The organism is Alkalimonas cellulosilytica (assembly GCF_036325985.1).
GTDB classification, from domain to species: Bacteria; Pseudomonadota; Gammaproteobacteria; order Enterobacterales; family Alteromonadaceae; genus Alkalimonas; species Alkalimonas cellulosilytica.
In genome coordinates this window covers 13338-37999 of record NZ_JAUHLI010000001.1, presented here as the reverse complement: position 1 = coordinate 37999, position 24662 = coordinate 13338, and the positions used below count along the sequence as shown (strand labels likewise).

The following is a 24662-nucleotide window of genomic DNA, read 5'->3' as shown; positions in this document are numbered from 1 at the left end:
CTATGACTGAATCTTTTCAGGTAAAAAGCCGGCCAGCTCAGATAAAACCACGGGCTCGGAGTAAATGGGTACTCACACCAGGTGCCGCTGCTGCATCAGGTTGCAGCAAGCGCTCCAGATAACGGGCAATCAAGTCCACTTCCAAATGCAGTGTCATGCCCACTTTGGCCTGCTGCAAGGTGGTGACCAGTGCCGTGTGGGGTACTATGGTCAGGCGGAAAGCATCGGCACTGAGCTCATTCACCGTCAGGCTGATGCCATCCAGCGTAATAGAGCCTTTTTCAGCGATGTATCGGCTAAGCTCCTGCGGCATAGCCAACCAGAGCTCCCAGCTGTCGGTTTTCTTTTCGATGGCGCGGATACGCCCGATCCCATCGACATGACCGCTGACCAGATGACCACCAAGCCGACTGCTTGGTAACAACGCTTTTTCCAGGTTGATCCGCTGGCCACTTTGGTAGCTGCCAAATAAAGTACGGCGCAGGGTTTCCGCCGACAAGTCCGCCTGAAACGCATCGCTGCTTTTGGCCGTAACCGTCAGGCAGACACCATTGCTGGCGATACTATCACCCAGTTTCACATCGGAAAAATCCAGCTGCTCGCTTTCAATCCACAGCCGCATGCCCTGCCCTGATTTCTGGCTGGAGCGAATACGGCCTACCGCCTCTATAATTCCGGTAAACATGCTATCCTCTGCCGTGCAGCGTTGCAATGAAACGAAGATCGGGCCCAAGCTGACGGATATCCTGCCAGCTCAGTGCAATGGCATCATTTACATTCGTCAATTCGGTCAAATGCACCAGGCCGCGCGCCTGGTGCCCTAAAATTTTTGGTGCCTGGTACAACCAAAACTCATCCACCAGGCTTGCCTGCAGCAAAGAGCCAGCCAACCGGGCCCCGGCTTCTACCCACAGGGTATTGATGTGCTGTTGTGCCAGCAACTGCATCAGCGCAGGCAAATCAAACTGCTCTTGCGTACATGGGGCGTGTAAGAGCTCTGCTCCAGCCGGAGCCTGCTGTGTGCACCCCTCGGGGTACACCAGTACCAGCTTACCCGGCTGGGCGAACAAGGCTTCGTTGCCGGTCAGGCGCTGACGCCTATCCAGCACCAGCCGAGTCGGCTGACGATAGCTCCCATTCTGCAAGGGGTTAATAGGCGACAAGGCTTGCTCTGGCCGCAGGCTCAAACGGGCGTCATCGCGCAGCACGGTTTCCGCGGTCGAGAGCACAGCACAGCTTTGCGCGCGCTGCAATTGCACATCGGCACGGGCCTCTTTCGAGGTGATCCATTGGCTGGCACCATTGTTCAGCGCCGTTTTCCCATCCAGGCTGGCCGCCAGTTTCAACCGTACAAAAGGGCGCTGCTGCTCCATTCGGGTTAAAAACCCCGGATTCAGCGCTCTGGCACTTGCGGCCATCAGCCCGCTTTGCACCTTTATACCCGCAGCCTGCAACAACGCTGCGCCGCGACCAGCTACCTGCGGGTTCGGATCCTGCATCGCCATCACCACCCGGCGCACACCAGCCTGGATTAACGCCTCAGCACAGGGCGGCGTGCGGCCATAATGACTGCAAGGCTCCAGCGTGACATAACAATCGGCACCACGTGCCTGTTCAGCAGCCTGCTGCAGGGCCACTACTTCAGCGTGTGGCCCACCGGCCTGGTGATGATAACCTTCACCAACAACCTGGCCACTTTTCACCAGCACAGCACCTACATTCGGATTCGGAGAGGTCGTAAAACGCCCTTTTCGGGCCAGCTCAATGGCCCGGGCCATAAAGCGATGATCGTCGGCGCTAAAGCTCACTGCTCATCCCCAAGTTTAGCGATGGCTTCACCAAATTCACGGATATCTTTAAAAGAGCGGTACACCGAGGCGAAACGGACATACGCGACTTTATCCAGTTTAACCAGCTCGTCCATAATCAGATTGCCGAGCAACTGACTGCTGACTTCCCGTTCACCGGTCGCCCGCAGTTGTGATTTTACCTTGTTGATCAACTGCTCGGTTTGCTCGGTTGCCACCGGGCGTTTTTCCAGCGAGCGCAGTAAACCACTGCGCAACTTGTCTTCATTGAAAGGCTCACGTGAACCATCCCGTTTTACAATACGTGGCATCACCAACTCAGCAGTCTCAAACGTCGTGAAACGCTCGTGACAGGCACCGCACTCCCGCCGGCGCCGCACCTGATGGCCATCGGCTACCAAACGGGAGTCTATGACTTTGGTATCATCTTTACCGCAAAAAGGGCAAAACATGCTTTGAGTTCCTCTGAAGACGCTGCTGATAGAAAAATGGCCGCAATAGCGGCCATTTTAGCATGAAAATCAAGCTTTAGGCATAAACAGGCAAACGGCCACAAAGCTCTGAAACCTGAGCCCGTACCCGGTCTACCACGGACTCATCGCCCATGTTATCCAGTATATCGCAAATAAAATCAGCCACCAGGCGCGCTTCGGCCTCTTTAAAGCCACGGCGGGTAATTGCTGGAGTGCCAATGCGCAGACCACTGGTCACAAAAGGTGAACGAGGATCATTTGGCACGGAGTTTTTATTCACCGTAATATGAGCACGGCCGAGGGCAGCATCCGCATCTTTACCGGTGATGTCCTTGTTGATCAAATCCACCAGGAACAGATGGTTCTCTGTGCCGCCAGACACAATGGTGTAACCGCGTTTGATCATCTGATCGCACATCGCTTTGGCATTGACTACCACCTGCTGCTGATACACTTTGAACTCAGGTTCCAGTGCTTCTTTAAAGGCAACAGCCTTGGCTGCAATCACATGCATCAGTGGACCGCCCTGGCTGCCAGGGAACACCGCTGAGTTCAGTTTCTTTTCAATGGCTTCGTTGCTGCGAGCCAGGATCAGACCGCCACGGGGACCCGCCAGAGTTTTGTGGGTCGTGGTAGTAACTACATCGGCAAAAGGCACCGGGTTCGGATACAACCCTGCTGCCACCAGGCCAGCCACATGCGCCATATCCACCAGCAGGTAAGCACCCACTTTATCGGCAATGGCACGAAAACGCTGCCAATCCACGATGCCTGAGTAAGCAGAAAAACCAGCAATAATCAGCTTGGGTTTGTGTTCCAGCGCCAGTTGCTCAGCCTGATCGTAGTCAATCACACCGGTTTCGGGATGCAGGCCATACTGCACTGATTTGTAGAGCTTGCCGGAAGCACTCACGGTAGCGCCGTGGGTTAAGTGACCACCATGGGCCAGGCTCATCCCCAAAATAGTATCACCAGCCTCCAGCAAAGCCAGGAATACGGCTGAATTGGCCTGAGAACCTGAATGTGGCTGCACATTGGCGTAATCCGCACCAAATAATTCTTTAGCACGGGCAATGGCCAGATCTTCCACAATATCAACATGCTCACAGCCACCATAGTAACGCTTGTGCGGGTAGCCTTCGGCATACTTATTGGTCAGTTGCGTGCCTTGTGCTTGCAGCACCCGTGGGCTGGCATAGTTCTCAGAGGCGATCAGTTCAATATGATCTTCCTGACGTTGAGTTTCATCGGCAATGGCCTGCCACAAGGCTGGATCATAATCGGCAATATTCATGTCACGCTTCAACATAGGTTCTCCCGCGGCGTAGCTGTTACGCACATTTCAAAGTAAGACCTGGCCCAGAGTGAAGGCCTAGCCTGAAATGCCGCCTATTCTACCCGCAAAACCATCAGGATGCACCCAGATTTTAGCCATCTAAACATCCAGGCTTACTGCGGCTGTGCAAAAATCCGCACAGCACGGCGAATTCTCAGGTTGAGCGCTTGCATTTTAACCATCAGCACCTAAAATACTGTATATACATACACCACCCTATCATGGCAATGACACAACGTAAAATCATCCACATCGATTTGGATTGTTTTTTTGCTGCAGTAGAAATGCGCGATAACCCATTGCTGCGGGACAAGCCCATCGCCGTGGGTGGCAGTGCCAGCAGTCGGGGGGTTATCGCCGCTTGCAATTATCCGGCGCGAGCCTTTGGTGTTCGCTCCGCCATGCCTACCGCACAGGCCCTGAAGCTGTGCCCACAACTGCTTCTGGTCCCCGGAAGAATGCAGGCATACAAGGAGGCCAGCAAGCAAGTCATGGCTATCTTAGAGCGCTACAGCGACACCATTGAACCCTTGTCGCTGGATGAAGCCTATCTGGATGTAAGCGGTAGTCCCTTGTTTCAGGGCAGTGCAACCCGTATAGCCGAAGCCATCCGCCATGCAATTAAAACCGAAACAAGCCTTACCGCCTCTGCCGGAGTGGCACCGAATAAGTTCTTGGCCAAAATTGCCAGTGATGAGCACAAGCCTGATGGGCTTTTTGTGATCTGCCCACATCAGGTGGCAGACTTCGTTGCCGGATTGGCCGTGCAGAAAATCCCCGGTATTGGCCCAAAAACAGCCAGTCGTTTGCAGGATCTCGGTGTGCAGTATTGCCCGGATGTATTTAACGTGCCTTTGGCCCGTTTAATCCGGCAATTTGGTGCATACAGCCAAACCTTACTGGAGCGCTGTCAGGGCATCGATCACCGACCGGTCAGCGCTGAACGTGTCCGTAAGTCGGTGGGTGTAGAGCAAACCTATGCCAAAGATAAATGCAGCTTGCAAGACTGCGAAGCAGAGCTTCCTGCTTTGCTGAACACTCTTCAGCAACGGTTGGAGCGACATCAGGCCAGTAGCCTGGTGCATAAACTGGCTGTGAAATTAAAGTTTCATGATTTTCAGCAAACCACCGTCGAGCAGCAACTGCAAACCGCTGATCTAGCCAGTGCTCGCACGCTGCTGGTCACCGCCTGGCAACGGGGTGAAGGTCGGCCAGTGCGACTCATCGGCTTGCAGGCAGGGCTGACTGAGCAGGATCATAAACAACTGATACTGGAGCTTTAAACAATAAAAAACCAGCGACAAGCGCTGGCTTTGCATGGAGCCTATTCCGGTTTAAGAAACTACCGTTACGTTTTCAGCCTGAGGACCTTTTTGGCCATCAACAATTTCAAAAGTCACTTGCTGACCTTCCAATAATGTTTTGCGGCCGGAACCATTAATGGCCCGAAAGTGCACAAATACATCTTTGCCGCCTGCACGTTCGATAAAACCAAAGCCTTTGTCTTCGTTAAACCACTTAACAGTACCGGTAATTAGATCTGACATAACTCTCTCTTACATTAACTTTCATTGATCAGTGCGCTGATCATTGAGTGAACCTTGTGAGCAATCAGCAAACCAGCACAACTGGCTGCTAATCTTCTACACCTTGCCAACGTAGCGACATGGTTATGGTACAGCAATAAAGCCGGGTACCATAAAATGAGTGTAGCACTGAATCTTTAAAAAGTTGATGAATGTCCTATTAATTTTTTTTACGCCGTACCGGAATATTACCATCATCGCCGGCTTGAAATACTTGTGGTGTGGCGGCTTTAGCAGTCTTGCCTGACGCGCTGCTTTTTCTGTCAGATGAGCGTTTGCCAGCAGTTTGCTTTTTCGCTTTAACTTGTGAAGTGGTGACAGGCTTCGGCTTGCCGGTAAAACGTGCAGGCAGACTATCGATCACTGAAAATTGCACGGGCTGGCGAAAAAAAGCCTCCAGCTGCTGCAAACTGAGCCAGTCTTTCGGGCCAACCAGTGAAATAGCCTCACCTTGCATACCAGCCCGGCCTGTTCGCCCGACCCGATGCACGTATTCTTCAGCAAACTTTGGCAAGTCAAAGTTCACCACATGCGACACCTGCAACAAATCCAGACCACGCGAGGCAACGTCTGTGGTAATAAGTATTTGGTAGTTGCCTCTGGCAAAATCTTGCATCACGCTGTTGCGTTTTGCCTGGCTTAGTTTGCCACTTAAACCAATAGCCTGATAGCCCAAGGTAGCAAACCATTCAGCTAAACGCTCGGTATCAGCCCGGGTGGCAGTAAACACAATGACCTGACGTAAATCTGCTGCATGCTTGAGCAAATGCGCCAGCAGCGCTTCTTTATGGCTCAGGTGATCACAAAGGTAAAACTGCTGGCTGATATCGGTATGCTGCTGATGGGCATCGTCGGTAGTAATTCGATGAGGCTTACGCAGCAAAGCCAGCGCTAACTCATTCACGTCGATGTGATCCAAGGTTGCAGAGAATAGCAAGGTTTGCCGTAAACGGTGAGAAGCAGCTTTATGGATGGTCATTAGTTCATTGGCAAAGCCAAGATCCAGCATGCGATCGGCTTCATCCAGAATCAGTAACTCCAACCCTTGCAAAAAAATCGAGCGGTGTGCCAGATGATCGCAAAAGCGACCAGGGGTGGCGACAATGATCTGCGGCTGACGCTTAAGCAGCTTTTCCTGATCATTAAAGTTTTCGCCACCAAGCAGTAAAGCAGCTTGGATTGGGGTATTAGCAATCAGCAATCGTAACTGACCATACACCTGCTTTGCCAACTCACGTGTTGGCGCCAGTATTAAGGCCCTGGCGTCCTGACGAGATAAGGGTTTACTACGGAGCAAACGCTGCATCATGGGCAACAGATAAGCAAGCGTTTTGCCTGAGCCGGTGCGGGAAGATACCAGCAAGTCTTTTCCCGTTAATACAGCAGGAATAGCTTCCTGCTGTATCTCGGTTGGTTTGGTAAAGCCAAGGTGCTGAATCGAGCGCAGCAAGCGCGGGTCAAGCGCCAAGTCGGCAAAAGGCGTCATCGGTTACTCCAAAAAATCAATGACGCCATTATACCCCAGAATCAGTCTGCTGGCTCGACAATCGCTTCAATCCGCCGGTTGCTGGCCCGGGCGGCTTCTGAAGCTCCTTCGGCCCTGGGTTGGGTTTTACCATAGCCGCGAGTGGTCACTCTGGCTGCATCAATGCCAAAGCGGTTAATCAACAGGGAGGCAACCGCCTCAGCCCGGCGTTCAGACAAGCCCTGATTGTATTCATAAGAGCCTTGGTCATCGGTATGACCAGCAATGGTGACCCTGGTATTGATAAAGCGTTTCAGATAATCGGCAAGTTCCTGCAACTGAGGCAGGTATACCGGCTTGACGATTGCCTGGTCAAAATCAAACAGAATATCCATTTCCAACACCACCTGATCGGCTTCAAAGATGCTGCAGCCGAAGGCATCCACCCTGTCTCCTGCCGGCGTATCCGGGCAACGATCACACTCATCCGGAATACCATCGCCATCCGAGTCCACAACGACAGGTGGCTCTTTATGTACAATTGGACGCTGCCGCGGATCCTCGCTGGCAGCCCACAGCAACTGCGAACCAAGCAGTAAACTGCTCAATAAAACAAGTTTGAACAAAGACTTCATGCCTTCTCTCCATGTTGAAGGGTGTTAGAAAAAAACGGTTCTGGTTGATGCAAAAAGCCCTGATAACCATCAAAGCGATAATGCGATAATTGCTGCAATTGCTCCTCGTCCTCGATATGCACAGCCAACACCTGGATACTAAGTGCGCGAATGGTGGAGACCAACGAGGTCAGAAAGACACTCTCCTGCGGCGATGCAACTAAGGACTGGGTAAAAGCAGCATCAATTTTGACGTAATCAGGGCGAACTTGTTGCACATAGGCCATGGAAGAGAAGTTACGTCCCACTCTATCCAGACCAAAGCGGACGCCATACTCCCGTAATAACTGCACCAGACTGATCACTGCTGCTTTGTTGTATAGCGCCGTCTCTTCGGAACATTCCAGACCAAAAAATGGCAACACATCCACATGCTGCTGTAGTTGAATAGCCAACCAACGTTGAAAGGCGGTTGATTTGAGCGACGCTGCAGACAAATTCAGCACCACAGGCTGACCAGGTTCCTGCGTCAGTTGCGCCAAGACCAACTGAATAGCCAACTGATCAAAACGCAAACCTAATTCATACTCATCCAATGTCGACATAAAACTTGCAGCTGGTAGCATAGTGCCTACCGGAAACTCCAGTCGCGCAAATAGCTCGTAATGTACCAATTGCTGGTTACCCAACCTCTGTACCGGCTGCTTCGAGAAACTGACAGCCCCCTGCTCTACCGCTTGTTGTAATATAGACACCAATTCAGAACGTTGGGTCACTTCACGACTATCAGTGTGGATCTGCACCTGCTGGTTATTATCACTTCGAGCCTGTTGCAATGCCTGATCGACCCTTGCCATCACCTCAGCAATGGACCCCGAGTGATTGACCCAACAGGCACCAATCCAGACCGGCTGTTCGGTACTGGCAAAAAGCTCCAGCAAAGCTTGTTGCAGATGCTCCAACAACCCTTTACTTTGCTCAATACTCTGACCAGGTAAAATCAACGCAAACTCATCCAATCCCAACCGACATAGCACCGCATCGGCAACCCCTGCACATCGCTGTTGCATTAATTGACTGGCACGCGCTATGGCTTTATCTCTGGCAACAAAGCTCTGCTGATCGCGTTGAGTTAAAGAGGGTATTTTGATCAACGCCAAGACGCCACGAGGCTCCTGCTGCAACCAAGCCTGCAGTTGCTGGTTGAAGAAGCGACGATTGCCAAGCCCACTGACCGGATCACGAAAAGCCTGATCCTTAAGCTGTTGCTGCCGCTGATCACTTTCAGAAAAATCCCGTTGCAACTGCTGCGCCATCTGATTAATGGCTTCAACCACACTGCGTAACTCAGGCGTCTTTGGCAAAGCGATTGGCTGATCAAACTGATGCTGCCGGATCAGCGCAGAGACAGTCTGGATCTGCTGCAAGGGCTGCAAAATTCGTCGAACCCCTATGGCAGCCAGCAAAACCAATAGCAAGGTCAACGTAGCAAACCACCCCAGCATTTGGATAAAAGTCTGCCACAAAGTGCGATACGCCATGCCCGGATGACCGATAATGGTCAACTCGCCATACTGCAACCAGCCACTACTTAACACAATGGTTCGCTCTACCTGAGGCAATAGATCCAGGTTCTGAAACCAGGCAGGAACACCTTGAAAGTCCACGGTACGCTGCTCCTGCCAGTTACGATCGGAGTCGAACAAACGCACCTCCAGCAGCTTATAGAAACCACCATCCGCATAAGCTTTTAACACACTTTCAATCAACACTGGTTGCAGTGGATCCAAATGTGGTTGTAATGCACCGGCCATGGAGACACTGGCATTCTCAATGTCGGTAGTCAATTGCTCGGCTAAAAACGCTCTACTATTGTCAAAGCTTAGCCAGATCGCACCAGCCAGGCTCAGTGTTAAACTTAATAAAATCAAGGCCAGCAGTTGCCGAAATAATGTCATTGTTATTTTCCTTGTCGCTGCTGTGGATGTGCGTATCGCTGCAATAATTCAACCCACTGCGGCAATCGCTCAGGTGACCCAATCGCTTCAGCCCGGCCCCGCTGTCGATTTAACCACAGCTGCTGGCCATTAAAACTAAAGACCGGAATTAAATCCGGCCGCTGAGTAGCTGGCTTAATAGCACCATCCAGGTTGTCCAGAATCAAGGGTACAGCCGTTGGTGTTTCGTAATAGGCCAGCACCATATGAAACTGATTAAGCTGAACAGCTTTTACATACACCAGCCTCAGTTTCTGGATATCAAAACCCATTTCAAGCAAGGTGAAATACTTGGCAATACTAAAGTCTTCACAGTCACCAGCACCCATGCCGATAAATTCAATGGGCGTTGCCCAGTAATCCTCTTGTCCCCACAGTACGCTATCATCAACAAACTGAAACAAGTTAAAAAAGCGATTTACTGCTTCCAGTTGTTCCATGCCTGGCTGGCTTTGTTGCTGTTCAATCAAGTACCGCCAGGCGTGATAACGACGAATCGCACTTTCATCAAAGTTCGCTTGCAGATAACTGAGTGCCTGCCGCTGCTGCGGTTCCGCCCAGAGCAGCCAGCCTGTGGTGACGCAAGCCAGCAGTATACAAACGCTCAGGCGCAACATAATCAGACTTACCAGCCACTGGCCGAATGTGCTTCCACGTCACTTTGCTGCCGACCTTCCATCGAATAAATATGCCAGCGCATCACTTCCCCAGTCGCCAGATTGTAAGCACGGATACCGAGCTGATTGGCATTCATCACAAAATGTTCTGCTGCAGTGACATTCTCTACTTTTACCTCAATAGGTGGCAATTGCTGGCGGTACTCAGCCCAGAGCCGCTCTTTGAGGTAAGCCACTCGACTATCAAAAAGCGGACGGTTTAAAGCAGGTTGCTCAGCAAGCTGATGAGCAAAGATGGTAAGTTTAATCGGGTCATTACTTAACTGAAAATGTTTGATTAGTGCCAGCAAACCGCGTAGTTCCTGACAGGCTAAAATACGATCATCCCGGTAAAACTGTACTGCATACACAGAGCTAAACTGCTGTACCTGCTGCTTGCTACAACCATCGACAGTGACTAAAGCTCCCGTCGTCGTTCGCTCACACAGATCGCGTTGGCGAATAACACCATCCTGATCCGGATCTTTTAGTTGCGCCAGCTGCGACTGACTCAAACCATGGACATCGTAATTGGGGCTTTGACTACAAGCCAGCAAGGCTGTGGCTAGCAGGCTAATCAGACAGACATTATACATGATGGTTTGCATGGTGCTTACTCCTGTCCCTGAGCCAGAAAGAAATCATCCGGATTAATTCTAAGTGCCGCCAGTAATTCACCTTTGGCTTGCAAAATTCGGTAATTGGCAAACAGATGATCGATTTCTGCACTAACAAAGTTACCACGAGCCTCAAACAACTCATTTTCGGTATCCAGCAAATCAAGCAAGGAACGCCGGCCTAAATCAAATTGCTCACGATAAGCGCTCTGGGTCTTGTAACTTTCTTCCACATGTTCTTGCAAATAGGCCAGTTGCTGGAACAGGGTGCGCTCTGCCTGCCAGGATAAACGCGCGCCTTCCAACACCTGGCGATAAGCACGTTCACGAATTTCTTTCGCTTCAGCGGTACGGTAGGCTGTTTTTAGCTGTTGATGGTGGTCACGACGACCATTGAACAGATTGTAACGTAACACCAAACGAGCCTGGGTCCGATCGACGTAATCGTTATCCCGCTGCCAGCGATTAAACTTATTGGCCTGCACCTCAAGATGCAACTGAGGCCAGTAACTGGAGCGTTGCTGCAGCTGCAACAATTCAACAGCATGCACATCAAAATTAGCTGCGGTTAAAATTGGATGCTGATCGCGCGCTTGTTCTAATAACTGCTGCTTTGACGCCGGGATCATACGAATATCCGGTACCGGCGCCCGTAACTCCTGGGGGTAGTAACCTGTCACCGCCATAAAAGTAGATTTGGCATCGGCTTCATTGTTTTGGGCCGCCAAATAATTGGCATGGGCTCTGGCTAAACGACCACGTATTTGCGACAAATCCGACTGTGAACCAAGCCCCGACTCCACCCGCTCTTTAATTTGCTCGTAAATACCACGATGAGATTGCAGGTTTTGCTCCGCCAGCACTCTTAACTGCTGTGTTTTCAGCACATCGAGATACACCCGGGCAACCTGCAGTGCCACTTCCTCTGTGGTAGCCAGTAAACTCCAGAACTCCGCCTGAGCTTCAGCACTGGTGCGGTTGACATCACGTGCTGTGTAAAAGCCATCGAACAACATTTGACGCAAAGTCAAAGAAACATTGCCGGCACGGCCATCTTCAACATCATCGCGTAAACGAGAAATCGGTGACTCCGATTTATTAAGCTGTGCCACCGCTTGCAAATCCAGCGAAGGCATCCATCCACCACGGGCTATTCGGGTGTCCTGCTCATAACTGTGATAGCGAAAAAACACCTCACGAACCGTTGGATTGGTATTCAAGGTTTGCGCCACGGTAAACTCTAGGGAGTCAGCATGCCCTTTCATCACTGGAAGGGCCGTTAGACCCAGGCAAAGACTGAACATCCATGTTGCACGGTTTGGTTTCATCAAATCATCTCTCCTTGAGCGCACTTTGTTTAGCTCGGGTAATAGGTTTAACAAGATACTGAAATAGTGTTCTTTTTCCGGTGATAATGTCAACCGATGCCATCATACCGGGCATGATAGGTAACACTTCCCCATCGGCATCCAAAAAGCTGCCTTCGGTACGGATCCTAACCAGATAGTAACTGTTACCCTGCTCATCCAGCATGGCATCGGCACTGATGTACTCAAGCGTACCAGCTAAACCACCATAGATGGTAAAATCATAGGCAGTTAATTTCACCACAGCTGTTAACCCAGGGCGGATAAAAGCAATATCACGCGGTGACATGCGTGCTTCAACCACCAGGGCTTCCTCTTGTGGTACGATTTCAATCAAATCCATCCCGGGTTGAATGACTCCGCCAATGGTATTGATACGAATCGAGTTGATAACCCCATTAACCGGTGATACCACCTGAGTGCGGGTTAACCGATCAGAAAGCTGAACCAGAGACTCTTCCAACACCGCTAAGCGAGACGATGCCTCAGCTAACTTTTGCTGGCTTTCAGTTCGAAACTGCAACGCTGCTTCAACTTGCTTCCTTAAACTTTCTTGCAGAGCGGCCAGCACTTTTGGCAGGTTGTAACGTGCTGAAGCCAACTCGGACTGAACTTCATTCAACTGGCGCTCAAGCTGCAACAATTCGACTTCAGATACGACACCGCGTCGGGCCAGAGGCCGGGTCAGGTTGAGCTCCTGCTCGACCAACGCCATGCTCCGCTCCAAATGGCGGATACGGGACTCTATCTCGGAGCGCTCTTGCTGACGTTGCTGAATTTGTTCAGCGATGATGGCAAAACTGTTTTCCAAACCTTGCATACGCTCCTGAAATAAAGCCTGATAGAACAAAAGTGAAGGCGAGTCAGCATCCAACTGACTAAAATCCGGTGGCTGAATCTGTAAAAATGCTCTGGTTGACTCAACACGAACCGAAGCCAACTCTGCCTGATAACGGGCAATATCTGCCATCAACGTAGTGCGCTGATGCTGTTGTTCGCGCACATCGGCCCGGAAACGGGTTTGATCAATCCCCATCAAAACCTGGCCCTGCCGGACCTGCTCGCCTTCCCGAACCATCACCTGCTGCAAAATGCCACCCTCCAGGTTTTGCACCACTTGCAGCTGTTGGGATGGGATCACCCGGCCCTGCCCTCGCGAGACCTCATCGATTTCTGCAAACCAGGACCACACCAGAAAAATACCGACCATCCCTGCAACAGTCAGCAAAATACGTTTGGAGCGGTAAGGGGTTTTAAATTGCAAGCGGGAATGCAAATTATCAACGTACTCAAGCTCCTGCTCAGAAATAGCAGGTTGCGGTGGCCAGAACCAGTTCAATACACGCTCTATCGCTTTACTCAGCATCAGAGCGCCCTTTCTTTAGCGCAGCCAAGACAGAGTTTTTTTCGCCATCAGCGACTACCCTGCCTTTTTCCAACACGATAACCCGATCTACCAACTCCAGCATCGACATTTTATGCGTAATCAATACCAACGTTTTTTCCTTAGCGACCTGGCTAATATGGCGGGTTAGCTGAAACTCGGTGTAACTATCCATATGACTGGTTGGCTCATCCAGCACCAAAATCGGCGGGTTAAACAACAAAGCCCGAGCCATGGCAACACTTTGTCGTTGCCCACCGGATAAATAACTTCCCCGCTCACCCACTTGTCGGTCCAAACCATTAGGCTCATGATCGGTAAACTGAGTTACCCCAGCAAGACGAGCCGCTTTAAGAACCCGCTCATCGTCCACATGCGGCACACCCAGGGTAATGTTGTCACGCACACTGCCATAAAACAAATTGATGTCTTGTGGTACACAACCAATTTTTTGCCGTAAATCTGCCGGGTTAATTTGTTGGCTATCGACACCATCAAACCGTATAGCGCCCTGATCAGGCTGGTAGAACTGCAACATCAATTTTTCGATGGTTGTTTTTCCACTGCCAATTCGGCCGATAATCGCCACTTTCTCTCCTGGTCGAATGGTAAAGCTCACGTCTTTTAGCACCTGATGCTGCGTACCAGGGTAACTAAAACTGACCCGATCAAACTCAATTTTGCCATCGAAATAACCTCGATGCAGATAATGATCGGTTTGCTCTTCCTCCAAATCCATCAGCTGTTCTAAATGAGACAGCGCTGCCCTTGCACTTTGATAACGGGTAGAAAGTAATGAAATTTGCGCAAATGGGGCCACCATGCGGTTACCCAGTAAAACAAAAGCAACTAAGCCACCAAAACTCAACTGATTGTCCATAATCAGATACACACCGCTCACCACTATACCAATGGTCACCAGATGCTGAATGAAACTGGTCACACTGGCGACTGCCACAGTGTATTTTTTGGTTTGCATCGACCAGTTGGCACTATCCGATACCAGAGACTCCCACTTGCCCTGAAACTGACTTTCAGCACCAGCCAGCTTTAATGAATCCAGCCCGGCCAGCGACTCAACCAGATGTGCTTGTTTTTGGCTATTGACCCGACTGCCTTGCTCAACCTGAGTAGCCATGCGCTTCAGTACCCACAGTGAAAACAGCAACATAGCAGCGATGGCAACCAATAGGACTAAGGCGATAGGGCCGGCGATAAAATAAATAACCAAAAAGAACAGCAAGGCAAATGGCAGGTCGATTAAAGCCGCTATGGTGGATGAGGCTACAAAATCACGAATAGCATCAAACTCCTGCACATTGCGGGTAAAAGCGCCAAGGGAATTAGGTCTGGCTTTGGCTTTTAGATTCAGCATTTTCTCGAACAAGCGTGCAGAAAGCAGCACATCGGACTTTTTGGCTGCAATATCCAGAAGATAGCCGCGTAACTGTTTGAGAATAAAATCAAAAATAAAGATCAACACCATACCACTGGTGAGTACCCAGAGAGTATCAAGCGCTAAGTTGGGTACCACCCGATCGTACACATTCATCACATAAAGCGGGATTGCGATGGCAAACAGATTGATAAAGAATGCAGCCAATAACGCATCCCGATAAATCGGCGCAGACAACTTGATGGTATCCCAAAACCAATGCCCATCCAGAGTATGCAAAACCTTGGGAGCTCTTTTATCAAAGCGGTGCTTTTTTTTCACTAAAAGCACATGACCAACAAAGCGTTTGGACAGTTCTTCTGCAGCTAGCTCTTCTTCTGAGTCTTCGACCTCTGGCCAGGAAACCGTGACAGTTCCTGTACTTTCATTACGTGCCAGTAAAATACAGGCTTTTCCCTGCTGCAAAAGCAGTACACAAGGCAAAAAATCGTCTTGCAATTGACTGAAGTGTTTTTCAGAAAATTTTGCGGCTAGCCCTCCCCGCTGTGCTGCACGGGGAATATCTTTGAGCTGCAGACGACCATCTTGCAAAGGCAGCCCCATACTCAAAGTCTTCGCGGAAAAAGGCCGGCCGTAGTGCTTGGTAAAAAACACCAGGCACTGCAAAATAGGATCACGCTCCAGCGGATCCACTGGTATTTGTTGCGAGGAATTTTGTTGCATTTATCCGTTCTTATTTGGTGCAGAGGCTCTCACCTCTGCACTTTCTTATTGTATTTAGGTCGGATCCATCATCAAATGGCCAAGATCAAGCCAAACATCAATGGCTTGTTCAGCCGTTCCAAAATGTTCAATGACTTGCTGGTAGTCTAACTCGGCAATAACCACAGATTGTACGTCACCTGTTGTCGGATCCTGTACCTGCAGGACGGCCTCCCCTTGCTCATTACTAACCAGCTGCAAAAGCTGCTCAAGACTTTCAGAGCTCAGCTCAGGAAATAAATCTTGCAACAGAATACCTTCGATACTCTCTGAGTTGATGGCAGCATCTGATTCAGAAGCTTTTATAAAGTCGTCACTGATTAACAATGGTTCATCTGCCAGCAAACTGCTCTGTAGCACGTCAAGATCGCCTACTTCATCGCCAGCTGAGAAAATATCTAACGAATCATTACTAGATAGCGGACTTACAAAATCAACCAGACCACTGGTGAAATCGTCATAATTTACCTCAATCACACCAGACCCACCTACATCGCCATTCCCATCCGTTGGAAAACCGCCAGGCAATGAAATGACATTACCATCTGTATCGAAAAACTGGCCTTGAGAAGATACGACGGTATCAAACACTAGGTAGCTAGCAAGTTGCATAGCCTCCATCAGAGCACCTATATGGCTAAAATCGAAATCGACTGGGAAATCATTAATTTTAAAGTAGAAAAACCCGTCACCTTCAGTAAGCACATAGAAAGCCATGTAGTCGATAATCGGATCTGAATCTGCATCCGCATCGGCGTCGGCGTCTGCATCTGCGTCCGCATCGGCGTCTGCATCAGCATCCGCATCGGCGTCCGCATCGGCGTCCGCATCGGCATCGGCATCGGCATCGGCATCTGCATCCGCATCGGCGTCGGCATCCGCATCAGCGTCTGCGTCGGCATCCGCATCGGCGTCGGCGTCTGCATCGGCGTCTGCATCGGCGTCTGCGTCGGCATCCGCATCGGCGTCTGCGTCGGCATCGGCGTCCGCATCGGCGTCTGCATCAGCATCCGCATCGGCGTCCGCATCGGCATCCGCATCGGCGTCCGCATCGGCATCCGCATCGGCATCAGCATCGGCGTCCGCATCGGCATCAGCATCAGCATCAGCATCAGCATCGGCATCGGCGTCTGCATCGGCGTCGGCGTCGGCATCGGCGTCCGCATCGGCATCGGCATCCGCATCGGCGTCTGCATCCGCATCGGCATCAGCGTCCGCATCGGCATCCGCATCGGCGTCCGCATCTGCATCGGCATCGGCATCGGCATCAGCATCAGCATCTGCATCGGCATCGGCATCGGCATCGGCGTCGGCGTCTGCGTCGGCATCCGCATCGGCATCGGCATCCGCATCGGCATCTGCGTCGGCATCCGCATCGGCATCGGCGTCCGCATCGGCGTCGGCGTCGGCGTCGGCATCAGCATCAGCATCAGCATCCGCATCGGCATCCGCATCGGCGTCCGCATCGGCGTCGGCGTCGGCGTCGGCATCGGCGTCCGCATCGGCGTCTGCATCGGCATCAGCATCTGCATCGGCGTCTGCATCGGCGTCGGCATCGGCGTCCGCATCAGCATCCGCATCGGCGTCCGCATCTGCATCGGCATCGGCATCAGCATCAGCATCTGCATCGGCATCGGCGTCCGCATCAGCATCCGCATCGGCGTCCGCATCCGCATCGGCATCTGCGTCGGCGTCGGCATCCGCATCGGCATCGGCGTCGGCGTCGGCGTCTGCGTCGGCATCCGCATCGGCGTCCGCATCGGCATCGGCATCCGCATCGGCATCTGCGTCGGCATCCGCATCGGCATCGGCGTCCGCATCGGCGTCGGCGTCGGCATCAGCATCAGCATCAGCATCAGCATCAGCATCAGCATCCGCATCGGCGTCCGCATCGGCATCCGCATCGGCGTCGGCGTCGGCATCGGCGTCCGCATCGGCGTCTGCATCGGCATCAGCATCTGCATCGGCGTCTGCATCGGCGTCGGCATCGGCGTCCGCATCAGCATCCGCATCGGCGTCCGCATCTGCATCGGCATCGGCATCAGCATCAGCATCTGCATCGGCGTCGGCATCGGCGTCCGCATCAGCATCCGCATCGGCGTCCGCATCCGCATCGGCATCTGCGTCGGCATCCGCATCGGCGTCTGCATCGGCATCAGCGTCTGCATCGGCATCCGCGTCTGCGTCGGCATCCGCATCAGCGTCTGAATCGGTATCGTCTGGGTCTTCAGGATCAGTGGCATCGTCAGCCAACGCTGCAAAATCGGGGATAAAAGCCTGAGTATCGGTGGTTGGCGTGGCAGTAGCAATATCGGTATCGTAGCCAGCAGTGGGTAAAACTTCATTGCCATCACGGTCAAGCACACTGGCACTGCTCGTGCCATCCGTAGTGTTCTCACCGGCCGCAGCAGCTGGGATCAGGCTAATATCCTGATCGGATAACAGGGCTTGTTGAATCGCTTCAATTTCAGCAGCAAGAATTGGATCGAGTATGGGATCATCAGGAAGTTGCAAAGCAACCAGCTGTTCGCCATTAATGCTGGCGCCATCCTCAAAGAAAATTTGAGCGTCAGCAGGAAGCTGCTGACCCACACTAACAAGTTCTAAATCTCCATTGGCTTGTTTTAGCCAGATTTTACCGCCAACAGACAACACCAAAACCGGTTCAACGGTAACCAACTGCTTCAACATACATAATTCCTTTTACTGCCTACGGCCATCAACATTTGCAATTGTCTATCAGAATGGCGATAAAATCAACAAATCTAAAGGCTGCAACTTGTTTTGCTCCAAAATGTATGCTTTGGCTGCTTATATTTTTTCCACATGTTAAAGTACAGCTTATCAAAGCTTCCCATACATGGTTATGCAAACTGACATTCCCTGGAGCCTGCTTCGACATCAAGTAATAAAAAATTGCCCAACCATGGTTCCTGGTATTGAGCGATTCTGCTTTTGCTGTGCCGTATCAAACGGTGCCCAGCGCAGTTGGGTGGTGCATAGTTCAGCAGATACCTTTGAACTATGCTGGCAGCAATTACAACTACAATGCACAGAGCTGATTGCAGCTAAAAATCTGACCGTCGTGTACCTTCGCATCGACTGGGTCACTGGCGCAACACCATTAAAGATACGCGAGCTGGTCAAGATACTGCGTAATACCAAACGCAATTACTACCGTTTTGGCCTGGCATTTGATCATGAGTTACAGCAGCTTTATACAGAACAAGAGTTAAACGCCAATGCCTTGCTGTACGCTGGCAGCGACATCAGCTACTGTCAGCTTAACCCGCATAACTTCGATGTCTATCAGCAGCGGCGCTTTACGAATAAGCTGCCCAATCCCTGTGAGCTTGGGCCCGACCAACTGGTATGGCAACTGGAAACTCAGGGAGTTTTTTTAGATGCTGATGGCCAGTTGCATCTGCTTTACCCTTCAGGACCTAACGCCAGCCGGCGCCAATTAGCAGGGCTCACCAGTAAACATTTAACATCCATTATCAATCAGGCTTCCGATTATCTGGCCACTCAGGTGCAATCGGATGGGCGCTATCATTATGGTGTTTTTCCTTGTTTTCACCGGCCTATCCGAACCTACAATACACTGCGCCATGCCAGCTCAACCTATGCTTTAATTGAAGCCTGTGAGTTCAATCCCCGAAAGGAAGTCCAGACTGCTATCGAGCGGGCTCTTCAAGTGCTTACAGAACAGATGTTGCTCTATAAAACTGATGCCCGTGGACAGCAGCTGGCGTTTCTACAAGATGAGCGCAACGAGATAAAGTTGGGAGGCAATGCACTGTGCTTGCTGGCGTTGTGCAAGTACACCGAAATAACCGGTAGCGATCATTACAAGCCACTGATGCTACAACTGGCGGCTGGTATCCTGAGCATGCAGGATCCAAGTAATGGCCGTTTTGTCCATGTCCTCAATAGCCATGATTTCAGTGTGAAACAAGAGTTTCGCATCATCTATTACGATGGCGAGGCTTGCTTCGCTTTGCTTAGATACTACGCAATCAGCAAAGAACAACGTTGGCTGGATGCTGCAGCACTGGCTTTTGATGATTTTATTGCCCGTGAGCACTGGAAAGCACATGACCATTGGCTCAGTTACAGCATCAACGAGTTGGTTAAATACCGGCCGGAAGCTAAATACTTCCAGTTTGGCTTGCAAAACGTGATGGGGTATCTGGATTTTGTAATTGAACGCATCACCACCTTTCCAACCTTATTGGAACTGATGATGGCCGCTCAGCAATTGTTTGAGCAATTAGTACAACATCCTGAGCTTTACCATCTATACCACAGCCTTAATCTCGAAAAATTTTACTTTGCAATGCAGCAGCGTGCGCAACATATGTTGAACGGATTTTTCTGGCCTGAGCTGGCCATGTTTTACCGACATCCAGAGCGAATTAAGGGAAGCTTTTTTATTCGTCACCATGCTTTTCGGATCCGAATTGACGATATTGAGCATTACCTTTCAGGATTCATTGCTTACGCCCGGTTCCTTGATAGCAGACAAAAAGTTAGCATCCCAGCTCCACCCCAAAATACTTTGGACAAATCATGGAGTGCAGCTAGCCTGGCACTGGCAACTAATGGTGTCTGGTACAAGAGACCACCAACAAACCTTCGGATAGACAGAGTTGCTATAAGTTCTCATGGTTTGGGAGACCACTGTCTGGCAATGAGAGCACCAACTGAAACAGATGCAGGTTTCAAAATCGCTCAATTGACAGCAAATTGTTTGCAGATAGCAGCCATACTGGCAGAGTCGCCCGTTGCCATTGAGCCTCAAATTCCAACCTTACTGGTGAGTGATTGTCGGCAAGCAGTTCTCGAGCTTGGCAGTTTTGCTCGTAGCCGGATGAAAGGCTCGGTAATTGCAGTCACCGGCAGTGCAGGCAAAAGTACCATGATCGCCATGTTGCAACATTGCCTGCAGTCGTTTGGAAAAACAGTAAGCAGTTGTGCTAACGCCAACCTGCCGTTAGGTGTTGCATGGAATCTGGCGTCAATGCCTTGGGATGCCAAGTTCATCGCTTTGGAGCTGGCAATAGGCAGCATCCGACTTAGTAGCCGGATAGCCAGACCAGATATAGCAATTATCACTACCATCGCCCCAGCACATCTTGAGTACCACAAAAACGTAGAAAATATTGCCCGTAAAAAAAGTCGCATTTTCCACGAGATGGCACCAGGTAGCTTAGCAGTGGTCAATCGAGATCTGCCACAATGGCCCATTATGGCTGCTGAGGCGAAAGCAAGAGCATTGAAGCTGATTAGTTTCGGTTGTCACCCTGAAGCCGATATCCGGCTGTTGCAAGCAAACCATTCAGAAATCGAGGTTGACGTAGTCGGGCAGCGACTGAAATTTCATCTAGGCAGCCCTGGTTTGCATCAAGCCAAAAACAGTTTGGCAACTTTGGCTGTTGCACATCATTTGCAGCTCCCACTAACGGAACTGGCAGAAATCTTGGCCAGCTTTGAAGCTATTTCTGGTCGTGGCCGTCAACATCAGATCAGATTGGCAAAAGGAAACATTGTTTTACTGGACGATTCGTACAACGCAAATCCAGCATCGATGAAGGCTTTGCTGCAAATGTTGGAAGAAATTCCGAGGCCTGGTCGTATGCTGCTGGTCTTGGGGGATATGCTGGAATTAGGCGATCAGTCCCGGACGCTGCACAGGGCATTAGTTTCTGACATTGAAAGCGCTCACCCGGACAAACTGTATCTGGTTGGCACCCACATGACCTCTTTGAAACCTTTGCTTGCCAACCAAGCGGACCTTAGCTGTTGGCATGATCTCCGCTTGCTACAACAAGCCTTGCTAGATGAGCTGCAAGAGGATGATCTCATAGTTTTTAAAGCATCCAATGGAATTGGTTTGCATAAAGTTGTTAGCCACTTTGAGAAGCTAAACACCTCCGATAGCTTAAATCAGAGCTCTGTTTTCTGATCACGTACCCGATTAGTAGTTAAAGTCCCCCGCACCGCTTGCGGATAATCGCTGGCCAGTTGCCATTTCGGCCGGATGGGTGTTAACGGCAGCTCGCGTTTTCGGGCAACCAACAAATAGCTGCTACCAAACCCACGGGCCAGGAAGCTACGCCATCTACTGGTCGCTGGCTCGTTACCCAGTAAACTTGAGGCATAAAAACGTTGTTCCATCACCACCTCAAAACCCAGCAAATACAACCAGTCTTTTAAGCGCGATAAGGTAAAAAAACGACCATTCCATGGTACTTTCTCTTTGAACCAGGGATTGAGTTTTAATAAACCAGCCAGACTGATCGGATTAAAACCACTAAGCAGCAAATAACCATCAGCCCGCAAAACCCGGTGCATTTCCCGCATCAAATGGTGTGGATCACTGCAAAATTCATGCGCGTGACACAGCAAAAGCGCATCCACACTCAAGTCCAGCAAGGGTAAAGCATCCGAGTCAGCGCTTAGCTGCCGGTTCTCAGCCTTGATCCCAAGATGAATATGATGCTTAATAGGACTAGCCGAGGTATCAAGCTGACAACTGAGATCACCCACCTTCAACAGGTAATAGCCAAAGATTTGCGGCCACCAGTCTGCTAATAACTGCTCGGTCGCAGCCCGCAGAGCCTCGCCTTGCGGGATCTGCTGCCAACTGGCAGGACCTGGCCGGTTACTGACGCTTAAGGCGGGTTTCATCAACGCTTGCTACCTTCAAAGTGATACCATTCGATTGAGTATACCAGATGCAGCCAGAGAAACTGACCATCACCCCATTAGCCGCTTTTCAGGACAATTATATCTGGTGTCTGACTAAGCCGGATTGCGACGCCCTGGTGGTGGTTGACCCCGGCGATGCTGAGGTCGTATTGCAGTTTGCCCAACAAGCCCACAAGCAACTGAGCTGTATTCTGATCACTCACCATCATTGGGATCACACCGATGGCATAGCCGCCCTGAAACAACAGTGGCCAGATATACAGATTATCGGGCCTCGGTATGAAGCTGAGCGGATCCCAAGCCTGACAGAAACCGTGCAGGATGGCGATCGCGTGCACTTGCCTGAGCTGGGCCTGGAGTTTGAGGTGTTGCATCTGCCTGGCCATACCTTAGGGCATATTGCTTTTTACCAAAGCGCCACCGACGACCATCCCTTGCTGTTTTGTGGCGATACCTTATTCAGCGCCGGTTGCGGCCGCCTGTTCGAAGGCAGCCCGGAGCAAATGCACCAATCATTGCAGCGATTGGCTGCACTGCCTGATAACACCCAGGTGTATTGTACCCATGAGTACACACTCGCCAATTTGACTTTTGCCCGGGCTGTAGAGCCAGAAAACCAGGCCGTAATAGCGCATCAGGCAACATGCCAGCAACTGCGTAACAATCAATTGCCAACCTTACCGACTAACCTGGCCGTTGAAAAAAACATCAACCCTTTTTTGCGTTGCCATTTGCCTGATCTGCAAAGAAAATATCCAGGCAAGTCCGAGCAGGCGATTTTCACAGCACTTCGCCTTGAAAAAGACCACTTTAAATCCTGACTTGCAATCAATCTTCAAGCAGGTAACATGCAGTCTGCATCGTAGAATTATCAGGATTTTTGCATGAAAGTACGCGTTTTAACTGTTGTTGTGACCGCTCTTTTAGCCGGTTGTGCTACCACCAACCAACTGCAGACAGCGACCGAACCCGTCAGCGAAACATCCAACGCGTCTTTTGAGCAGGCAGCCAGTGCCGAACAGATTGCAGCAAATTTGCTGGCGCCACCAAGCAGCATCCCGAAAACCCCGGCACCACTCGATGCAACCAAAGTCGATGATGTCTGGCAACGCATTCAGTTGCAGTTGACCTTTGAAGTACCAGAGCGACGGGCAATTGCCGAGCAGCGTAATTTCTTTTCACGGAACCAGGCTTATCTTGATCGGGTATCCAGTCGGGCAGAACCCTACCTTTATTACATCGTCCAGCAACTGGAAGCGCGAAATATGCCGCTGGAGCTGGCCTTATTGCCAATCGTAGAAAGCGCCTTTGATCCCTTTGCCTACTCGCATGCCCGTGCTTCCGGGCTATGGCAGTTTATGCCTGCTACCGGCAAGCGCTTTGGCTTGCAACAAAACTATTGGTACGATGGTCGGCGCGATGTGATTGAGTCGACCCGCGCCGCTTTGGATTACCTGCAGTACTTACACGATCGGCTCGAGGGCGACTGGCTCAATGCGATTGCCGCCTACAACTCAGGGGAAGGTCGTTTGCTGCGGGCCATTCGGCATAATAAAAACCGCAACCTGCCAACTGACTTCTGGTCGCTCGACTTACCCCGTGAAACCACCGCTTACGTTCCTAAGTTGTTGGCTCTGGTTGACTTAGTTCGCCAGCCAGAGACGTATGGCATCGCCTGGCAACCGATCCCGAATCAACCACAAATTGGTATCGTTGACGTGGGACGGCAAATCGATCTGGCTGTCGCTGCCGATATGGCCGGATTAAGCCTGAATGAGCTGCATGCATTAAACCCGGCCTTTAATCAATGGGCCACGGATCCGGATGGCAGCCATCGTCTGGTGTTGCCGCTGGACAACAAGCCACAGTTTCGTCAGCAACTGGCCAATACACCAACCGAGGAGTGGCTGAGGTGGCAGCGTCATACCGTAGTACGTGGCGATACCTTAGGTAAAATTGCCCAACAATACCAAACCTCGGTAGCTGCTATTCAGCGCCTGAATGAGCTGAATGGCCATACCATCCGCATTGGTCAACACTTGCTGGTACCAGTCTCGGCAATGGATGCTGATGCTTACCAATTAAGCCAGCCTGGACGTATAGCCCAGGCACAGCAACGTACCAACCCGGAACAACGGGTACAATACACGGTCAAACAGGGAGATACCCTGTGGGATATCAGCCGGGCGCATCAGGTCAGTGTCAATGATCTGGCGCGCTGGAATGGCATGACAGCACGTGACACCATTCGCCCTGGTCAGCAACTGGTGATTGTACAAGCCAATGCACCATCAGCTCAGCCAACGGCTCAGGGCGTAACCCGCACCATCAACTACCGGGTACGGCGTGGCGATTCGCTGTCGCGCATTGCTCAACGTTATCGGGTGCAGGTAGCGGATATTTTGAAGTGGAACCAACTGAGCCTTGACCAACACCTGCAACCTGGGCAACAACTGCGGCTGCTGGTGGATGTGACCCAATCCTAAA

At 51.0% G+C, this 24662-nt stretch carries 19 protein-coding genes; 4 read left to right on the top strand and 15 right to left on the bottom strand.

Annotated features, from left to right (window positions below):
- Positions 1–37: 37 nt before the first annotated feature.
- From QWY20_RS00150 to glyA, 4 genes are all read right to left on the bottom strand, one after another.
- A complete protein-coding gene (locus QWY20_RS00150) occupies positions 38–685 on the bottom strand; it encodes a riboflavin synthase (RefSeq protein ID WP_330127017.1) in 648 nt (215 codons plus the stop codon).
- Position 686: 1 nt separating this feature from the next.
- Entirely contained in the window at positions 687–1808 is a 1122-nt protein-coding gene (ribD, locus tag QWY20_RS00145) for a bifunctional diaminohydroxyphosphoribosylaminopyrimidine deaminase/5-amino-6-(5-phosphoribosylamino)uracil reductase RibD (RefSeq protein WP_330127016.1), read from the bottom strand.
- The gene (gene nrdR / locus QWY20_RS00140; protein WP_330127015.1) at positions 1805–2260 is read right to left on the bottom strand and encodes a transcriptional regulator NrdR; all 456 of its coding nucleotides are present in this window, start codon (positions 2258–2260) and stop codon (positions 1805–1807) included. Before nrdR ends, ribD begins: the two co-directional genes overlap by 4 nt.
- A 76-nt stretch (positions 2261–2336) precedes the next feature.
- Positions 2337–3590, bottom strand: coding sequence for a serine hydroxymethyltransferase (gene glyA, locus QWY20_RS00135; protein ID WP_330127014.1), 1254 nt, complete (start codon positions 3588–3590; stop codon positions 2337–2339).
- 248 nt (positions 3591–3838) lie between these two features.
- Here glyA and dinB point away from each other — a divergent pair, with 248 nt between their 5' ends.
- Positions 3839–4900 carry a DNA polymerase IV gene (dinB, locus tag QWY20_RS00130; protein WP_407935383.1) on the top strand — a complete coding sequence of 354 codons (1062 nt, stop codon included), beginning with the start codon at positions 3839–3841 and terminating at the stop codon, positions 4898–4900.
- Positions 4901–4951: 51 nt separating this feature from the next.
- On the opposite strand, the gene QWY20_RS00125 is transcribed toward dinB, so the two are convergent.
- From QWY20_RS00125 to QWY20_RS00080, 10 genes are all read right to left on the bottom strand, one after another.
- A complete protein-coding gene (locus tag QWY20_RS00125; RefSeq protein WP_330127013.1) occupies positions 4952–5164 on the bottom strand; it encodes a cold-shock protein in 213 nt (70 codons plus the stop codon).
- A gap of 199 nt (positions 5165–5363) precedes the next feature.
- A complete protein-coding gene (locus QWY20_RS00120; protein ID WP_330127012.1) occupies positions 5364–6689 on the bottom strand; it encodes a DEAD/DEAH box helicase in 1326 nt (441 codons plus the stop codon).
- A gap of 41 nt (positions 6690–6730) precedes the next feature.
- Positions 6731–7303 carry an OmpA family protein gene (locus QWY20_RS00115; RefSeq protein ID WP_330127010.1) on the bottom strand — a complete coding sequence of 191 codons (573 nt, stop codon included), beginning with the start codon at positions 7301–7303 and terminating at the stop codon, positions 6731–6733.
- Entirely contained in the window at positions 7300–9240 is a 1941-nt protein-coding gene (locus QWY20_RS00110; RefSeq protein ID WP_330127009.1) for a bifunctional diguanylate cyclase/phosphodiesterase, read from the bottom strand. The genes QWY20_RS00115 and QWY20_RS00110 overlap by 4 nt, the downstream gene beginning before the upstream one ends.
- Before the next feature lie 2 nt (positions 9241–9242).
- Positions 9243–9896: a transglutaminase-like cysteine peptidase gene (locus QWY20_RS00105; RefSeq protein ID WP_330127008.1), complete on the bottom strand. Its 654-nt coding sequence runs from the start codon at positions 9894–9896 to the stop codon at positions 9243–9245.
- A gap of 8 nt (positions 9897–9904) precedes the next feature.
- Positions 9905–10543 (bottom strand): hypothetical protein, encoded by a 639-nt coding sequence (locus QWY20_RS00100; protein ID WP_330127007.1) that lies wholly within the window; start codon positions 10541–10543, stop codon positions 9905–9907.
- Between the two features lie 5 nt (positions 10544–10548).
- Positions 10549–11880 (bottom strand): TolC family outer membrane protein, encoded by a 1332-nt coding sequence (locus tag QWY20_RS00095; protein ID WP_330127006.1) that lies wholly within the window; start codon positions 11878–11880, stop codon positions 10549–10551.
- Positions 11881–11884: 4 nt separating this feature from the next.
- Positions 11885–13285: an HlyD family type I secretion periplasmic adaptor subunit gene (locus QWY20_RS00090; protein ID WP_330127005.1), complete on the bottom strand. Its 1401-nt coding sequence runs from the start codon at positions 13283–13285 to the stop codon at positions 11885–11887.
- Positions 13275–15422, bottom strand: coding sequence for a type I secretion system permease/ATPase (locus tag QWY20_RS00085; RefSeq protein WP_330127004.1), 2148 nt, complete (start codon positions 15420–15422; stop codon positions 13275–13277). Before QWY20_RS00085 ends, QWY20_RS00090 begins: the two co-directional genes overlap by 11 nt.
- Positions 15423–15476: 54 nt before the next feature.
- The gene (locus tag QWY20_RS00080) at positions 15477–18152 is read right to left on the bottom strand and encodes a hypothetical protein (RefSeq protein WP_330127003.1); all 2676 of its coding nucleotides are present in this window, start codon (positions 18150–18152) and stop codon (positions 15477–15479) included.
- A 1171-nt stretch (positions 18153–19323) separates the two neighbouring features.
- On the opposite strand from QWY20_RS00080, the gene QWY20_RS00075 reads away from it, so the two are divergent.
- Positions 19324–21429 (top strand): UDP-N-acetylmuramoyl-tripeptide--D-alanyl-D-alanine ligase, encoded by a 2106-nt coding sequence (locus QWY20_RS00075; protein ID WP_330127002.1) that lies wholly within the window; start codon positions 19324–19326, stop codon positions 21427–21429.
- Here the strand turns inward: QWY20_RS00075 and QWY20_RS00070 are convergent.
- The gene (locus tag QWY20_RS00070; RefSeq protein WP_330127001.1) at positions 21411–22154 is read right to left on the bottom strand and encodes a class I SAM-dependent methyltransferase; all 744 of its coding nucleotides are present in this window, start codon (positions 22152–22154) and stop codon (positions 21411–21413) included. The two genes, QWY20_RS00075 and QWY20_RS00070, sit on opposite strands and share 19 nt — an antisense overlap.
- A 47-nt stretch (positions 22155–22201) precedes the next feature.
- On the opposite strand from QWY20_RS00070, the gene gloB reads away from it, so the two are divergent.
- Both gloB and QWY20_RS00060 read left to right on the top strand, forming a co-directional pair.
- Positions 22202–22996, top strand: a complete 795-nt coding sequence (gloB, locus tag QWY20_RS00065; RefSeq protein ID WP_330127000.1) for a hydroxyacylglutathione hydrolase — start codon at positions 22202–22204, stop codon at positions 22994–22996.
- Positions 22997–23059: 63 nt separating this feature from the next.
- Positions 23060–24661 carry a LysM peptidoglycan-binding domain-containing protein gene (locus QWY20_RS00060; protein WP_330126999.1) on the top strand — a complete coding sequence of 534 codons (1602 nt, stop codon included), beginning with the start codon at positions 23060–23062 and terminating at the stop codon, positions 24659–24661.
- Position 24662 lies beyond the last annotated feature (1 nt).

Coding starts and splice junctions, on each gene's coding strand:
- QWY20_RS00100 (WP_330127007.1), bottom strand. CDS start 10,543: ATGCAAACCATCATGTATAATGTCTGTCTGATTAGCCTGCTAGCCACA.
- QWY20_RS00080 (WP_330127003.1), bottom strand. CDS start 18,152: ATGTTGAAGCAGTTGGTTACCGTTGAACCGGTTTTGGTGTTGTCTGTT.
- QWY20_RS00105 (WP_330127008.1), bottom strand. CDS start 9,896: ATGTTGCGCCTGAGCGTTTGTATACTGCTGGCTTGCGTCACCACAGGC.
- QWY20_RS00115 (WP_330127010.1), bottom strand. CDS start 7,303: ATGAAGTCTTTGTTCAAACTTGTTTTATTGAGCAGTTTACTGCTTGGT.
- QWY20_RS00150 (WP_330127017.1), bottom strand. CDS start 685: ATGTTTACCGGAATTATAGAGGCGGTAGGCCGTATTCGCTCCAGCCAG.
- QWY20_RS00095 (WP_330127006.1), bottom strand. CDS start 11,880: ATGAAACCAAACCGTGCAACATGGATGTTCAGTCTTTGCCTGGGTCTA.
- QWY20_RS00125 (WP_330127013.1), bottom strand. CDS start 5,164: ATGTCAGATCTAATTACCGGTACTGTTAAGTGGTTTAACGAAGACAAA.
- QWY20_RS00120 (WP_330127012.1), bottom strand. CDS start 6,689: ATGACGCCTTTTGCCGACTTGGCGCTTGACCCGCGCTTGCTGCGCTCG.
- QWY20_RS00085 (WP_330127004.1), bottom strand. CDS start 15,422: ATGCAACAAAATTCCTCGCAACAAATACCAGTGGATCCGCTGGAGCGT.
- glyA (WP_330127014.1), bottom strand. CDS start 3,590: ATGTTGAAGCGTGACATGAATATTGCCGATTATGATCCAGCCTTGTGG.
- dinB (WP_407935383.1), top strand. CDS start 3,839: ATGGCAATGACACAACGTAAAATCATCCACATCGATTTGGATTGTTTT.
- QWY20_RS00075 (WP_330127002.1), top strand. CDS start 19,324: ATGCTACAACTGGCGGCTGGTATCCTGAGCATGCAGGATCCAAGTAAT.
- QWY20_RS00090 (WP_330127005.1), bottom strand. CDS start 13,285: ATGCTGAGTAAAGCGATAGAGCGTGTATTGAACTGGTTCTGGCCACCG.
- QWY20_RS00060 (WP_330126999.1), top strand. CDS start 23,060: ATGAAAGTACGCGTTTTAACTGTTGTTGTGACCGCTCTTTTAGCCGGT.
- gloB (WP_330127000.1), top strand. CDS start 22,202: ATGCAGCCAGAGAAACTGACCATCACCCCATTAGCCGCTTTTCAGGAC.
- QWY20_RS00110 (WP_330127009.1), bottom strand. CDS start 9,240: ATGACATTATTTCGGCAACTGCTGGCCTTGATTTTATTAAGTTTAACA.
- nrdR (WP_330127015.1), bottom strand. CDS start 2,260: ATGTTTTGCCCTTTTTGCGGTAAAGATGATACCAAAGTCATAGACTCC.
- QWY20_RS00070 (WP_330127001.1), bottom strand. CDS start 22,154: ATGAAACCCGCCTTAAGCGTCAGTAACCGGCCAGGTCCTGCCAGTTGG.